The organism is Euzebya pacifica (assembly GCF_003344865.1).
Taxonomy (GTDB): Bacteria; Actinomycetota; Nitriliruptoria; order Euzebyales; family Euzebyaceae; genus Euzebya; species Euzebya pacifica.
In genome coordinates this window covers 524,908-538,451 of the sequence record NZ_CP031165.1, presented here as the reverse complement: position 1 = coordinate 538,451, position 13,544 = coordinate 524,908, and the positions used below count along the sequence as shown (strand labels likewise).

Genomic DNA, 13,544 nt, shown 5'->3' with positions numbered 1-13,544 from the left:
TCATGTTGGACCCGGCGCGCCGTCCGGTCTGCTGGGGATCTCCCCCATGCATCCCTGTCAGGGGTCGCCCCGATCAGGGGCTGACGAGCGTGCCGAGGGTGCCGTCCACGCGGACCTCGCTGCCGTACTTCAGCCGCAGGAGCGACCCCCGGGCGGTACGGATCAGCGCCCCCTCCTCGGTGACCGACTCGATGGCCCCGGCCAGGCCGCCGGGCGCCTTGACCTCCAGGCCCACCGATGCCCGGTACCGGGGCGTGGACGAGGCGGCCCGGCCGGCCTTGCGCACGGGGGTGCGGGCCTTCCGGGTCGTCACCGCGCCGGCGGAGGGACGTGGGGCAGCGGACCGTCCGACCAGCGCCGGCTTGCCCTCCATCTCGGCCACGAAGCGGGAGGTACCGGTGGTCGGGGCGACGACGACGAGCTGCTGGCTGGCCCGGGTGATCGCCACGTGGAAGACCCGCCGTTCCTCCTCCAGCTCTGCGCTGCCGGTGGCCAGGCGATGCGGTGAGATGCCCTCGGCCGCACCCACGACCACGACCTTCGGCCACTCGAGACCCTTGACGCTGTGGATGGTCGAGAGGGTCACCGCCGGCCCGTCGGGGTCGGGCTGGGCGACGACGTCGGTCAGGAACTGCGGGAAACGGGCCGCCTCGGTGCAGTGGTCGGCGACCTGGATGAGGGCCTGCAGGTCGTCGATGTGGGACGCCCCGGCCGCACCGCCCCCGGCCACGGCGTGGTGGTCCAGCGACTCGGCGACGTCGCCCAGCCCGACGACGTCGGTGATGTAGCGCAGGACCTCGGCGGTCGGCTGTCGGAGGGCCCTCCGGCGGAGGACCTCGATGTCGCGCACGAAGTCCTGCAGCGCCCGGCGCGGGCCGCCCCCGTCGAGTCCGTCGACGAAGCGGCCGAGGGACTCCACGGTCCAGGCCCGTCGTCGCAGGGGGTCCTTCATCGAACCGGGGATCGGCCGCAACGGGCGGTGCAGGACCTCGGCCAGGTCCTCACCCGACAGGTGGTCGTCCGACGCCAGCCGCAGGTAGGCAAGCGCTGCCCTGACCCCCGTCCGGGCGAGCAGCCATTCCCCGATCGGGCTGCGGCAGGCGATGCCGCGGGTCGAGAGCTCGGCCTGGGTACCCAGCAGGGCGACGCGGACCCGTCCGAGGACGGCGATGTCGGTGGGGTCCACGTCGTCGTCGAACCAGCCCTGAACGGTGTCGCCGACGGTCCTCGCCTCGGCGTGGCGGTCGAGGCGGTGCACCGTGATGGGCTCGTCGGGTGCACCGTCGCGGGGACGGATCACCTTGTCGAGCCGCACCTTGTTGTTGCCCAGCAGCTGGACCGCACCCTCCACCACCGGGGCCGGGCAGCGGTAGTTGACGGTCAGCGGGTGGTCGGTGGCACCGGGGAAGAGCGTGTCGAAGTGCAGCAGGTAGGAGGGGGTGGCGCCGGCGTGGCCGTAGATGACCTGGTCGTCGTCGCCGACCCCGAAGCACTGCAGCTGCGGGCTGGCGAGCAGGCGGATGTACAGCAGGTAGGCCGGGGTCAGGTCCTGGAACTCGTCGACCAGCACCTGGCCGACCCGGTCCTGTTCGGCGGCCCGGACGGCCGGGTCGGTCAGCAGCAGCTCGATCGCCCGGTGCACCATCTCGGGGAAGTCCACGGCGTTGCGGCGGGCCAGCTGGTCGCGGTAGGCGAGGAACACCTCGGCAAGCCCCTCGACCTCGTCGTGGTCCTTCTCGACCTCCTCCGGCGCGACCATGGCGATGCGGACGCGCTCGAGCGCGTCGATCCACGCCTGCATCGGGTCGACGTTGGCGCGACGGGGGACCTCGACCAGGCCGGACAGGATGCGGCGGACGTCGCGGTCACCGAGCACCTCGACGTCGCCGAGGTGGCGGCGGAGCAGCCCGAGGGCGTGCGCATGGACCGTTGCCACCCGAGCGCCGGGGACGGGACAGCGTTCACGGAGCTCGGCAGCAGCCTTGGTGTTGTAGGCCAGCACCAGCACCGAGTCGGCGGGGACACCCCTGACCCCGAGGACCTCCTCGATCCTGGCGCTCAGCACACGAGTCTTTCCCGACCCGGCCGGGGCGGCGACGCGGACGGCCCCGCCGGGGGCGGTCACGGCCGCCGCCTGGTCGGGCGCCAGGCCGCGGGTCGGGGCGAGCGGGCGGTTGGTCGGCAGCGCCATCCGTCCGCGTTCGGTGTCGTCGCGGTGCAGCACCACAGTGCCGAGGTCCAGCGGTTCGCGCGGACCACCGTCGATCCAGGCGGGCCGGCCGTCGGGCAGGGTCACGTCGGCGTGGCCCCCGGCGGTCAACGAGGGCAGCGCACGGGTGGCCTTGACCGTGTGCCACCACGTCGGTTCGTCACCGCGACAGTCCACGGTGTTGGCCCACACGAGGTAGGCCAGCCGGTCGAGGCCGAACAGGAACCGAGGGTCGTGGCTGTGCACCGGTGCGGTCGAGCTGGTCGGGGCCTGCAGCTCGCGGGGGTCGACGGCGAGCTCGACCACGTAGGGCTGCCGGGCCACCCACAGGCGGTGCAGCCGGTCGACGATGGTGCCCGGGTCAGCGACCACGCGGGCGTCGACGACGAACCGCGGCGCGTCCCCGACCCACGAGGGTGGGTGCTGGCCGGGTCGCACGATCGCCCCCCGACCGAGCAACGCCGGCCCGGCCACCGTCGGCCGGTCGACGGCCCGGTGCAGGACCGGCCGTTGCCCGACCGCCGGTGTCGCGGGAGCAGCTGCGCCGTGCCCGGCGGTCTCGTGTCCGGAGTCCGTGCCGCGCCCGGGGGCCCGTCCACCGTCACGGGCCGCAGCGCCACCGGGTCCGGTGGCAGGGGCATGTCCGGTCACGACGGGTTGCTCTCCGCAGCCTGCGACGCGAGCAACGGGCGGACCACGGAGGGCCGGCCGAGCAGGCGCCGCAGCTCGCGTTCGAGGCTGCGGATCGGCATCAGGTTCTGGGGGGCGCGAGGGTCGACGTGGGGTTCGGAGGCGAACGGCGGCAGGGTGGCGGCGACACGGTCGGCGAAGGCGCTGACGTCGCCGATGGTGGTGTCGGGGGCCACGGACAGCTCGATGCGGGCCACGCAGGAGCCGGGGTCAGCGACCGCTGGTGGCAGCGGGTCGGACAGGGCCAGGTAGAACGACAGCCGTCGCCGTTGCGCATCGGTGGTGAACAACGGCGTCCGTTCACCCCGCGTCAGCTGCCGCTGGATGCCCTGCAACGACTCGGGCAGGTAGATCCGGTGCGCGCGCTTGGCCAGGCCCACGGCGGCCAGCGGCCGCGAGCGGGCGTGCAGCAGGCCGTCGTAGACGGTGAGCACGTCCTGGCCGTCCGGGGCGGGCAGGATGCCGATGCGGTCCTCCAGGCGTCGGCGGGCGAGGCCGAGCCGTTCGCGCAGCGCCATCGGATCGGGGTCGCGGATGGCGTCGGACGCGTCCCCCTCCTCCACCGGGGTCTCCGGTGCCTGCGGTCGCCAGGTCAGGTTGCCGGCGATGATGGGGCCGAGGCTGCGGGCGTCGGAGAAGACGCCGCGTTCGACGACCACCCGGTCGAGGGCGGCACCATCGGCGCTGCAGCTGACCACGCCGGCGGCCCAGGAGGCGACGAGTCCGGGGAGGGGGCGGTCCCGATCGGGGTCGTTGATCCAGATGACGGCGTCGCTGGCCTGGACCCCGTCGATGAACCGGACCGTGGCGAACGGAGACGTGTCGGCGGGCGGGGTGATCGGGGCCCAGTCGTGGGCGGGCGCCTCGACCTCGACGTCGACCGCGTCGACGGCGTCGACCTCCACCGGTTCGGGCTCGTAGGGGAAGGCGTAGTCCGACTGCCAGCTGTCCAGCCTGAAGCGCATGTCAGAGGTCCACCCGTTCGACGCGGCTGCCGCTGGCGGTCCGATGGACCACGAACCGGGTGGGCAGGCGCTCGGCCATCTCCGCGACGTGGGTGACGACCCCGACGGTCCGGTCACCCGCACCGAGCTGTTCGATGGCACCCGCGGCGATGTCCAGCGTCTCGGGGTCGAGCGCACCGAACCCCTCGTCGATGAACAACGACTCCAGGGCGACCTGGCCGCTGGCGGACACGGCGATCTGCTCGGCGAGGGACAGCGCCAGCGCGAGCGAGGCGAGGAACGTCTCGCCGCCCGACAGGGTGCGGACGCTGCGGGGGGATCCGGCGCTGGCCAGGTCGGCGACGGCGATCGACCCGTTCTTGCCGTCGAGCACGAGCTCGTAGCGGCCGCTGGACAGCGCCCGCAGCTGGGTCGAGGCCCCGGCGACGAGCGCGCGGGTTGCCTCGTCGAGCAGCCAGCGCTGGAACTGGTCGGTGCGCAGCAGCCGGGCGAGCTCGCCCCCGACGGTGGCCTGTTCGCGGGCGTCGGCCTCGTCGGCGCGCAGGTTGTCGGCCAGCTCGAGCATGGTGGTCAGCCGGTCGCGTTCGGCGGCCAGGTCGGCACGGCGCTGGACCGCCCGGTCGCGCGGGTCGCCGGTCCCGTCGGGTATGCCGGCGTCGCGGCACGCATGCTCCATGCGGGCACGCAGTGCCGATCCCTCGACCTTGGCCGCGCCGACGGCCCGTTCGGCCTCGGCCGCCTCGTCCCGGCGGGCCGGCAGCTCGGCGACGGCCCACTCGTGCAGGGCCGTCCAGTCGGCCACCACGTCGCCGTCCAGGGCCGGAGGGTCCAGCTCGGCCACCGACAGCCGCAGACGGTCCAGCGTGCCGGACAACCCCTTGCCCTGGTCGGTCAGCTTGGTCCGGTCACGGGTTGCCCGTTCGAGGTCGGTCCGGGCCTGCGCGACCTCGCGACGCAGGCCGGCGAGCTGCTGCTCGACCTTCCTCGCCGCCTCGATCCGTTCACGTGCCTCCGCCTCGGTGGGCTTGCCGTCCAGCTGGGCGCGGTGGGCGGTGAGCTGGTCCTCCGCAGCCTTCAGCGCCGTCTCGGCCGCGGCGATGTCCTTGGCGGCCCGCGCGTGCTGGCCCTCGAGCGTGCCGACCGCACGGTTGGCCTCGGTCATGCGGGTGGCGGCGGCCTGCAGGACGTCCTGCCCGGCAGCCGCGTCACCGGCGAAGGCCGGGGCGTCGTCGGCCAGCGTGGAGGCGCAGACCGGGCAGTCGTCCCCGGGCGCCAGCCCGTCGACCGCCTGGACGGCCGCATGGTCCCGGTGGGCTGCACGCTGTGCGGCGGAGGCGGCCTCGACCTCGGTGCGGGCGCGGCCCAGCGCCGTGTCGACGCGGGCCAGCTCGGCCCGGGCCTCGGTCAGGGTGGAGGTGGCCGACTCGACCGCGGCGGTGCGTTCGGGGGTGCGCTGGTGCAGGGCCACGATGGTGGACAGCTGCTCGGTCTCCGAGGCCGACGGCAGGTCGGACTCGGCCTTGGCCAGGTCGGCCTCGGCGGCGGTGACGGCCGCGGTCGCCTTCTCCACGGCGAGGTCGGCGATGGACAGCCGTTCACCGTGCTCGCGGACGGCCTCGGGAGGTTCGCCGATGACGGTCAGCCGGGCGACGCGGTCGGTGGCCCGCTTGGCGACCTCGGCGGCGTCACGGAACCGGTCGCGGATGTCCTGCAGCGTCTCGGTGTCCGCCGCGAGGTCCGCCACGAGCGTGTCGAGCGCCTGCACCTGCGAGGTCAGGGCGGCAACACGTTCGGCGTCGACCTGTCCGAGCTGGGCCAGCTGGTGGCTCGTCTGCTCTGCGCGTTCCTGTGCGCTGCGGGCATGCGAGCCCGCCCGTTGCTTGACGCGGTCGTAGATGCCGACGCCGAGCAGCCTCGACAGGAGGGCCTGTCGCTCGGCCGGCTGGGCACGCAGCACGCGGGCGAACTCGCCCTGGGGCAGGACGACGGCCCGGGTGAACTCGTTGAAGGTCAGCCCGACGAGCCGCTCGACCTCGACGGTGACGTCATCGGCAGTGCCGGCCAGGACGGCGACGACCGCGCCGTCGTCGTTGAGCTGCTCCAGCGCCGCCTCGAGCGTGCTGGCGCCGGTCTTGGTGCGGCGGACGGTACGGACCGCGCGGTAGGGCCGTCCGCGGACGGTGAAGGTCAGCCCGACGGTGCACTCGTTGGCGTTGGTGGAGATGGCCGGCGCGATCTCGTTGGCGTGCAACCGTGGGATCCGCCCGTACAACGCCAGGGTCATGGCGTCGATGACCGAGGACTTGCCGGCACCGGTGGGGCCGACGAGCGCGAACAACGACACGTCGTCGAAGCGGAGGGCCACCCGCTCGCGGAAGGCGGTCAGCCCCTCGATGATCAGCTCACGCGGCTGCATGGCTGCCCTCCTCGAGGCCGAGCTCGTCCTCGAGCAGCTCGGCGAACAGCTCGGGAATCCGCTTGTCCTCGATCTGGCGTTCCTCGAGGAACGCGGCGAACAGCTCCTGCGGGGGGCGGCCGATCCGTTCGGTGGCGTCGACCTGCAGGTCGTCGGTGCGGGTGTCCAGGCGCACGTCGACCACGTGCTCGCCGAGCCGATCGCGGACGGTGTCGGCCACGCCGGCCGGCACCGCACCGGTCAGCAGGACCCGCAGCCACGGGTCGTCGTCGGGGACGTCGACCGACATGACCTCCTCCAGCGTCCCCCGCAGGGTGCGCAGCGGCCGGCCGGTGACCAGCGGGACCTCCTCGGTGCGCACCGGCTTGCCCAGCTCGAGCTCGGCGATCGTGGCCGAGCAGGGCTTGTCGGACTCGCCGAAGTCCATCATGAGCGGAGCGCCGGCGTAGCGGACGGGTGGGGCCGATCCGACCTGCTGCGCGACGTGCAGGTGGCCGAGGGCGACGTAGTCCAGCACCTGGGGGAAGGCGCGGGGGTCGACGCAGTAGCGCTCGATGGTGTGTGCTTCGCGCTCGCCACCGCCCCGCAGCCCCCCGAAGGCGGTGACGTGTCCGACGAGGACGTTCAGCTCGGCAGGGTCCATGTCCCGGCACAGGCCCTCGGTGAAGCGGGCGTACAAGCCGGCGTACTGCGCGCCGTACTCGCCGTCGGCCTTGTCGCTGTCCAGCAGGTCGGCGGCACGCACGGCCGCACGATGGTGCAGGAAGGGCAGCATGGCGACGTTCACGGGGGTGCCGTCGGCGGCCTCGACGCGAACGACGCCCCCGTCGTCGGGACGACGCATCGACCCGACGGCATGGATGGCGTTGGCGGCCAGCAGCTGGCGGACCGCCTCGAGTCGGCGAGGGTTGTCGTGGTTGCCCGCGATCGCCACGACCGGCGCGACGGCAGCCAGGTCCTGCATGGCCTTCCACACGATCTGCTCGGCCTCGGGCGAGGGCGCCTGCACGTCGAACTGGTCCCCCGCCACGATGACCAGGTCGACCTGTCGCCGCGTGGCGACCTCCACGATCTCGGCGAGGACCGCACGGTGCTCGTCCGCGCGCGACCGCCCACGGATGGTGCGGCCCACGTGCCAGTCGGCGGTGTGGAGGATCTTCATGGCCCACACGGTAGGGCGCGGGTGTGACATCGCCGCTGACCGTCCGGCACCAGCCGCCCGAGTCGAGCACGAACCGAACCGGACTCACAATCTTACTGAATCCCGTTCATCAAATCTGTACGGCCTGTACGGTCCGAATGGCGTTCACCCCGCGGCCGATGAACCGGCAACTCCTGGGCGGGAACGGTGGGCGACTTACGGAGGGTCAGACATGGTCAACCAAACCCGAAGGCCACGAGCGACAAGCCTGCTCGCGATGCTCACCATGGTGGCAGCGCTGCTGGCCATCGTTCCGGCGTCGACGAACGCCCAGACCCCACCCGACCGGCGCGTGGCCGACACGACCGATCCGGTCCAGGCATCGATCGCCATCTCCACGGAGTACTTCACCGCAAACGACAGCCGCGTGAGCAGCATCATCATCGGCCGCTCCGACGTGTTCGCCGACAACCTCGGTGGGTCCTCCCTGGCGGGTGTCCTCGGCCTCGGTCCGCTCCTGCTGAACCCGACCGCCACCCTCGATCCCCGTGTCCAGGCAGAGATCACCCGGGTGCTGCCGGCACCTCGACCCTGCGCCGGCGCAACCGACCGCGGCCAGGTGATCCTGCTGGGCGGGACCGCAGCCATCTCGCAGCAGGTCGAGAACTCCATCCGTGGACTCGGCTACTGCACCACCCGCCTGGCCGGTGCCGGCCGCGTGGAGACCTCCGTCGCGATCGCCACGCTGTTCACCGCAACGCTGACCAGCCCTCGCACCATCTTCCTGGCCCGTGACAACAACCCCGCAGACTCTGCCGCCGCCGGTGGACTGGCCGCTCGCAGGGGCGTGCCCATCCTCGTGAACCCGGTCGCGACGCTGCATCCCGCCATCGAGCAGTTCATCCGTGACTTCCAGATCACCAACGTGGTGCTGCTCGGTGGGACGGCCGCCCTGTCACAGGACGTGGAGAACCGGCTGAACACGCTGGGGATGACCGTCACCCGGCTTGCGGGTGCCACACGTGACGACACCTCTGCGGTCATCGCCCGCCAGTTCACCAGTCCCACACCCACACAGGTCGGGCTGGTCAACGGCTTCAACGACGACGGCTGGACCTACTCCCTGACCGCCGGCGCGGTCGGTGCTCGTGAGAACCTGCCCGTCGTCTACGTCAACACCACCGGTGTCGGCGCACCCGTCGGCAGCTACCTCTGTGACACCGCCCCCGGCGAGATCATCAGCTTCGGCCCTGCCGCGGCGATCCCGTCGACGACCGCTGATGCCGCTCGCACGCAGGCCAACTGCGCTGGTACGCCGCCGCCCACATCCTGCACCGCGTTCACCCCTGTGCCCGCCACGATCTTCCTGGAGACCTTCACCGTGCCGGCGGGCCCCAACGCGGTCAACCGCACGCTGACCCTGCATGCCGGTGACGTCGTGACCATCACCGCGACCACGACCAACGGCCAGGATCCGTTCCTGCTGCTGGAGGATCCCAACGGCAACGTCATCGCGACCAACGACGACATCGCACCCGGCAACGTGAACGCCCAGATCAGCCTGCAGATCAGGTTGAGCGGCATCTACCTGATCGAGACGACCGACTTCAACGGCCAGGCGAATGACGTCGAGCTGAGCGTGACGTCCGAACCCGGACCTAGCGCGATCGAGCTGGCCAACGAGGTCAGGACCATCGCACCGAACGCGACGCAGGACCTCACCTTCCCCGCGTCACGTGGCGAACGGCTACGGGTCAACGTGCTCAACCTGTCCACCGTCGACCCGGTTGTGGATATCTTCGATCCGTTCAACGGGCCGCTTGCGAGCGATGACGACAGCGGGTTCGAGCTCGAGTCGCTGGTCTCCTCACCGATCTTCGACGACGGAAACCACCGGGTCTCCGTCGGGGACCTCACCCAAGCGGGTGGTTGCGTGCAGGTCGTCGTCCACGTCTATCCGCCGCTGCCGGCGGCCTTCTCCTCACGCGTGCTGCAGCTCAACCCGAACGCCAACGGGCCGATCGGCGACACCGTCGACCTGCTGCCCAGCGAGGGCGTGACCTTCCTCTCGACCGACCAGGGCGGCACCACCGACCCCACGATCGGGCTCCTCGACCCGGGGGCCAACTCGATCGGGTTCGATGACGACGGGCAGGGCTTCCCCAACTCCCTGCTGGAGCTGATCCTGGTCACCGATGGCCTGCACACGGTCGAGTTCGGCAACCTGACGCCCAACACCGGCCCGGCCTTCATCGAGATGCTCGTCCGGCACCGTCCCGGCGCGTTCAACGTCATCAGCGACTTCTTCACCCTCTCGGGTGGGGCCACGACGAGCCGGACCATCGAGCTTCGCGTCGGCGAGGTCCTCGTGCTCGACACGACGGCGGACGACCAGAACACCGTCGACACCATCGTGGACATCTTCGACCCGGGAGGCACCAACGTCAGCAACGACGACGACAACGGGTTCTTCCTCGACTCGAGGAACGTGTTCACGGCCGCCCAGACCGGGGCCTACCGGATCGACGTCCGCGATCTCAGCGGCAACGGCGGCGGCGTCTCGCTGACGGGGTCCGTCCTGCAGTGACCCTCGACCCAAGGTGATAGTGGGCCGCTCGGCGAACGCGCCGGGCGGCCCGCTCCGTTCCGGTCAGCCGCGGGAGAAGATGTCGCTGTCGAAGGGGTCCTCGTCGCCGTCGAGGGTGACGTCGTAGGCGACCTCCTCGGCGCGGGTGGCCCAGGCCGGCATCGGGAAGTTGACGACCAGCGGCGCCGGCACGCGTGGCTGCTTGAGGATCATCGTGCCCGGGTTGATCAGCATCGCCCGGTCGCGCTGGCTCTCGGGCATCCAGCGGTACTCGTTCTTTGTGCCCTCGGCCGGGTCCAGCCGTCCGACCACCTTGATGGCGGCGTTGGACACGATGGCCTCGTCGACCGCCGACGCGGTCTGCTGGGCGCCGATGAGGATCATGCCGAGCGACCGGCCGCGTTCGGCGATCTCGGTCAGGGTCGACTTGATCGGGCTGTTCCCCTGCCGTGGCGCGTACTTGTTCAGCTCGTCGAGCACGACGAACAACAACGGGTCGCGGGTGCCACGGGCTTCCTTGGCCTGGAACTCCTGCTGGAGGAGCGCCCCGACGACGAACCGCTGGGCCCGGCCCGACAGCGGGGTGAGGTCCACGACGTTGACCTGCTCGTCGGAGTCCATGACCTTGACCCGGTGGGACTTCCAGCCGTCCTGGTCACCACGGATCAGGTGGGCGACGTGGTCGGCGGCGGAATCCAGCCGGCGCATGAACGCCCCGATCGACCCGGACGTGGCGAAGCGGCCGACCCACTGGGGATCCTCGTCCTCGCAGTAGTCTCGGATGATCCGGACGAGGTCGGCGAACGTGGTGGCCTGCTCGACCCCGATCTGGACGCCGCCCTGCTGCAACGGGGTGGCGTGCCGCTCGAGCGCGATCGCGACGTTGCGGGCGACGGCGGTGTACTGCTGGCGTTCGTCGTCGGTGTCAGCGAACAGCAGGCTGAGCATGCCCTCGGCGCAGAAGTCCGCCAGCGACCACCAGTAGCCACGCACCTTGTCCTTGCGCGCGCTGGAGGGCATCGGCGACACCGCACCCTTGACCGGCGGTGACCAGAAGGCCACGGACCCGAACGGCTCGGCCGGCAGGCCGACCTCGGCCCAGCGGGCACGCTGCTCGACGGTCAGCCGTGCGTTGGGCTGGTCGAGGTACAGCAGGTCCTGGCCCTTGACGTTGAAGATCAGCGCCCGGGCGTGCTTGGCGGACTTGCCGAGCACCGTCGAGCCCCGGTGGAACAGCGCGTGCAGCAGGAAGGTCGCGTAGCTGGTCTTGGTGGCCACGCCGGAGACACCGGAGATGTTGACGTGGGCACCGCTGGTGCCGTCGAGGAAGTCGGCGTCGACGTAGACCGGCCCGCCGGCGCGGTGCAGGCCTGCGGCGAGGCGTCGACCCGGTTCGATCTTGTCGAGGAACATCGCCCGGTCGCGCTTGATCCCGGCGACCTTGCGAACCTCGTTGCCGGGGACGGGCGGCAGGAACACCTCGGGCTCGAGCCGTGTCGTCAGCACGGTGGCGACCTCGGACGTGCGGCCGTACATCACTCCGGCGGAGACCTTCTCGACGTCGGAGTGGTACTCCACGCCCTCGTGGAACCCGCGGACCTGGGTGACGACGCCGTAGATGTCGATCGCACCCTGCCCGGGGACCGGACGGGTGACGGACACGATGTCGTCGAGCTGCAGGAACTGGTCGGCGGCGACGTGGACCTGGAACTCCAGCGGGGTTGCGGCCTCGGTGCCGATCACCCGGCCGGCGACGGGCATGTCGTCTGGGCTGTCGAGGGGCGAGGTGGTCATGTGTTCACAATACGGAGGACGTGTGACATCAGCGACGACCCGCCCCGACGGAGGTGACCTGCCAGTGGCCGATCCGTTCGCGCTGGGCGTGGCCTTCGAGGAGGCGCAGGACCCCGACGACCGGACCCGCCGGGGGGCGTGGTTCACCCCGGCCGCGGTGGCCCGGCTGCTGGTCGACCGGGCCCTGTCGGCCTGGTCGGGACCCCGCCCACCCAGGGTCGTGCTGGACCCGTCGGTCGGCGGTGGGGCTTTCCTGCTCGCCGCCCACGAGCGCCTTCCCGAGGCCCGGCTGGTCGGGATCGACATCGACGCCGGTGCCGTGGCCGTGACCGACGAGGCCCTCGCGGGGGCCGGTGCCACCGACGTGGTCGTCGTGCACGGCGACGGGCTCGACCCCTCCTCCACTCCAGAGGGGGCGGACCTGGTCGTCGGCAACCCGCCGTTCCTGTCGCAGCTGCGGACCGCGACCACCCGGGACGACGATCGTCGCGTCCGGTTGCGTGGCTGGTACGGCGAGGCCGCCGAGGGGTACGTCGACGAGTCCGGCCTGTTCGTCCTCGCGGTCAGCCGGCTGCTGTCCCCCGGCGGGGTCGCGGTGCTGGTGGTGCCCGAGGCCCTGCTGGCCACGGGGTCGGCAGCACGGATGCGCGAGGAGGTGTCGAGTCGCTGCGGCGTCGAGGTGGTCTGGCGTGACACCGACGGCGTCTTCCCCGGCGTGCCGACGTGCGCCCTCCTGCTTCGGCGGGTCCGGCGAGGAGGCGTCGAGGGGGCCCGCACGGGTGGGGACTCGTGGGCGGCGTTGCTGGCCGACGACGTCCCGCTGGTGGCCGACCCCGTGCCGGGGGCCACGCGGACGGTCGGCGACCTCGCAACGGCGACCGCGGACTTCCGCGAGGCCTACTACCTCGTCGCCGACCACGTCCGCGAGGCCCGTCCCGGCCACGACGACCCGCGCATCACGCCCGTCGGCCTGATCGACCCGGCCCACCATCGCTGGGGTGCCACCACGGTCAGGTTCGCCAAACAACGCTGGGAACGTCCCGTGGCCGTCGACCTGCCGCCGGCATTCCTGGCCACGAGGTCGGGACCGAAGCTGCTGGTCGCCACGCAGACCAAGGTGCTGGAGGCGCTGGTGGACACCGTCGGCGACATGCTGCCGACCACGCCGGCCATCACGGTGCGGACCGACCGCCCTTGGCACGTCGGCGCGGCCCTGACCAGCCCGGTGCTGACGGCCCTCGCGGCCCGGCGCCATGCCGGAGCGGCCCGGACGAGGACGGCGTTGAAGCTGAGCGCCGCGCAGGTCCTCGCGCTCCCCCTGCCCGACGACGGGCCGGCCTGGGATGCGGCGGCCGAGGCGTTCCGGGCCGCCCACGACACCACGGGGCCGGACGAGCGCACTCACCTGCTGCAACGGTGCGGCGCATCGATGTGGACGGCCTACGGCTTGGAGGCGGACCCTGCCGCGACCGGCTGGTGGTCCGACCGGCTGCCCCGCCGCTGACGCCCGCCCCAAGCCCCTGCGCCCCCGCTGGGGCCGGCGCCGGTAGCGGCCCCGGCCCCGGCCCTGTTGTGCACCTCGACCGGCCGGCCAGCCGAGGTCCACATCTCCCTGGACGGTCTGTGCAGGTCAGCCAGCATCATGGCCGAGCAGCACAATTCGGGCCGAGGCGCCGAGCTGCCGACACGCCGGGCCGCCGACACGCCGGGCCGGACTGGCCGGACGTGCCGCCCGGGCCGAG

The 13,544-nt window shown here is 72.1% G+C and carries 7 protein-coding genes; 2 read left to right on the top strand and 5 right to left on the bottom strand.

Annotated elements, in window-relative coordinates; genetic code table 11:
- Window positions 1–73 precede the first annotated feature (73 nt).
- The 4 genes from DVS28_RS02150 to DVS28_RS28070 are packed head-to-tail and all read right to left on the bottom strand — an operon-like array spanning window position 74 to window position 7,442.
- On the bottom strand, window positions 74–2,860 hold the full coding sequence (locus DVS28_RS02150) for an ATP-dependent helicase (RefSeq protein ID WP_114589992.1): 2,787 nt from the start codon (window positions 2,858–2,860) through the stop codon (window positions 74–76).
- Window positions 2,857–3,864 (bottom strand): hypothetical protein, encoded by a 1,008-nt coding sequence (locus DVS28_RS02145; protein WP_114589991.1) that lies wholly within the window; start codon window positions 3,862–3,864, stop codon window positions 2,857–2,859. Before DVS28_RS02145 ends, DVS28_RS02150 begins: the two co-directional genes overlap by 4 nt.
- 1 nt (window position 3,865) lies before the next feature.
- Entirely contained in the window at window positions 3,866–6,280 is a 2,415-nt protein-coding gene (locus DVS28_RS02140) for an AAA family ATPase (protein WP_114589990.1), read from the bottom strand.
- Complete coding sequence (locus DVS28_RS28070; RefSeq protein WP_164709832.1) at window positions 6,267–7,442, bottom strand: exonuclease SbcCD subunit D; 1,176 nt, start codon at window positions 7,440–7,442, stop codon at window positions 6,267–6,269. Before DVS28_RS28070 ends, DVS28_RS02140 begins: the two co-directional genes overlap by 14 nt.
- 256 nt (window positions 7,443–7,698) lie before the next feature.
- Here DVS28_RS28070 and DVS28_RS02130 point away from each other — a divergent pair, with 256 nt between their 5' ends.
- Window positions 7,699–10,008: a cell wall-binding repeat-containing protein gene (locus DVS28_RS02130; protein ID WP_164709831.1), complete on the top strand. Its 2,310-nt coding sequence runs from the start codon at window positions 7,699–7,701 to the stop codon at window positions 10,006–10,008.
- 63 nt (window positions 10,009–10,071) lie between these two features.
- On the opposite strand, the gene DVS28_RS02125 is transcribed toward DVS28_RS02130, so the two are convergent.
- Window positions 10,072–11,802 carry an ATP-binding protein gene (locus tag DVS28_RS02125; RefSeq protein WP_164709830.1) on the bottom strand — a complete coding sequence of 577 codons (1,731 nt, stop codon included), beginning with the start codon at window positions 11,800–11,802 and terminating at the stop codon, window positions 10,072–10,074.
- 64 nt (window positions 11,803–11,866) lie between these two features.
- Here DVS28_RS02125 and DVS28_RS02120 point away from each other — a divergent pair, with 64 nt between their 5' ends.
- Entirely contained in the window at window positions 11,867–13,306 is a 1,440-nt protein-coding gene (locus DVS28_RS02120; protein ID WP_164709829.1) for an HsdM family class I SAM-dependent methyltransferase, read from the top strand.
- Window positions 13,307–13,544 lie beyond the last annotated feature (238 nt).

Excerpts from the sequence above, each read along its gene's own strand:
- DVS28_RS02145 (WP_114589991.1), bottom strand. The coding sequence starts at position 3,864 with ATGCGCTTCAGGCTGGACAGCTGGCAGTCGGACTACGCCTTCCCCTAC.
- DVS28_RS02140 (WP_114589990.1), bottom strand. The coding sequence starts at position 6,280 with ATGCAGCCGCGTGAGCTGATCATCGAGGGGCTGACCGCCTTCCGCGAG.
- DVS28_RS28070 (WP_164709832.1), bottom strand. The coding sequence starts at position 7,442 with ATGAAGATCCTCCACACCGCCGACTGGCACGTGGGCCGCACCATCCGT.
- DVS28_RS02130 (WP_164709831.1), top strand. The coding sequence starts at position 7,699 with ATGCTCACCATGGTGGCAGCGCTGCTGGCCATCGTTCCGGCGTCGACG.
- DVS28_RS02125 (WP_164709830.1), bottom strand. The coding sequence starts at position 11,802 with ATGACCACCTCGCCCCTCGACAGCCCAGACGACATGCCCGTCGCCGGC.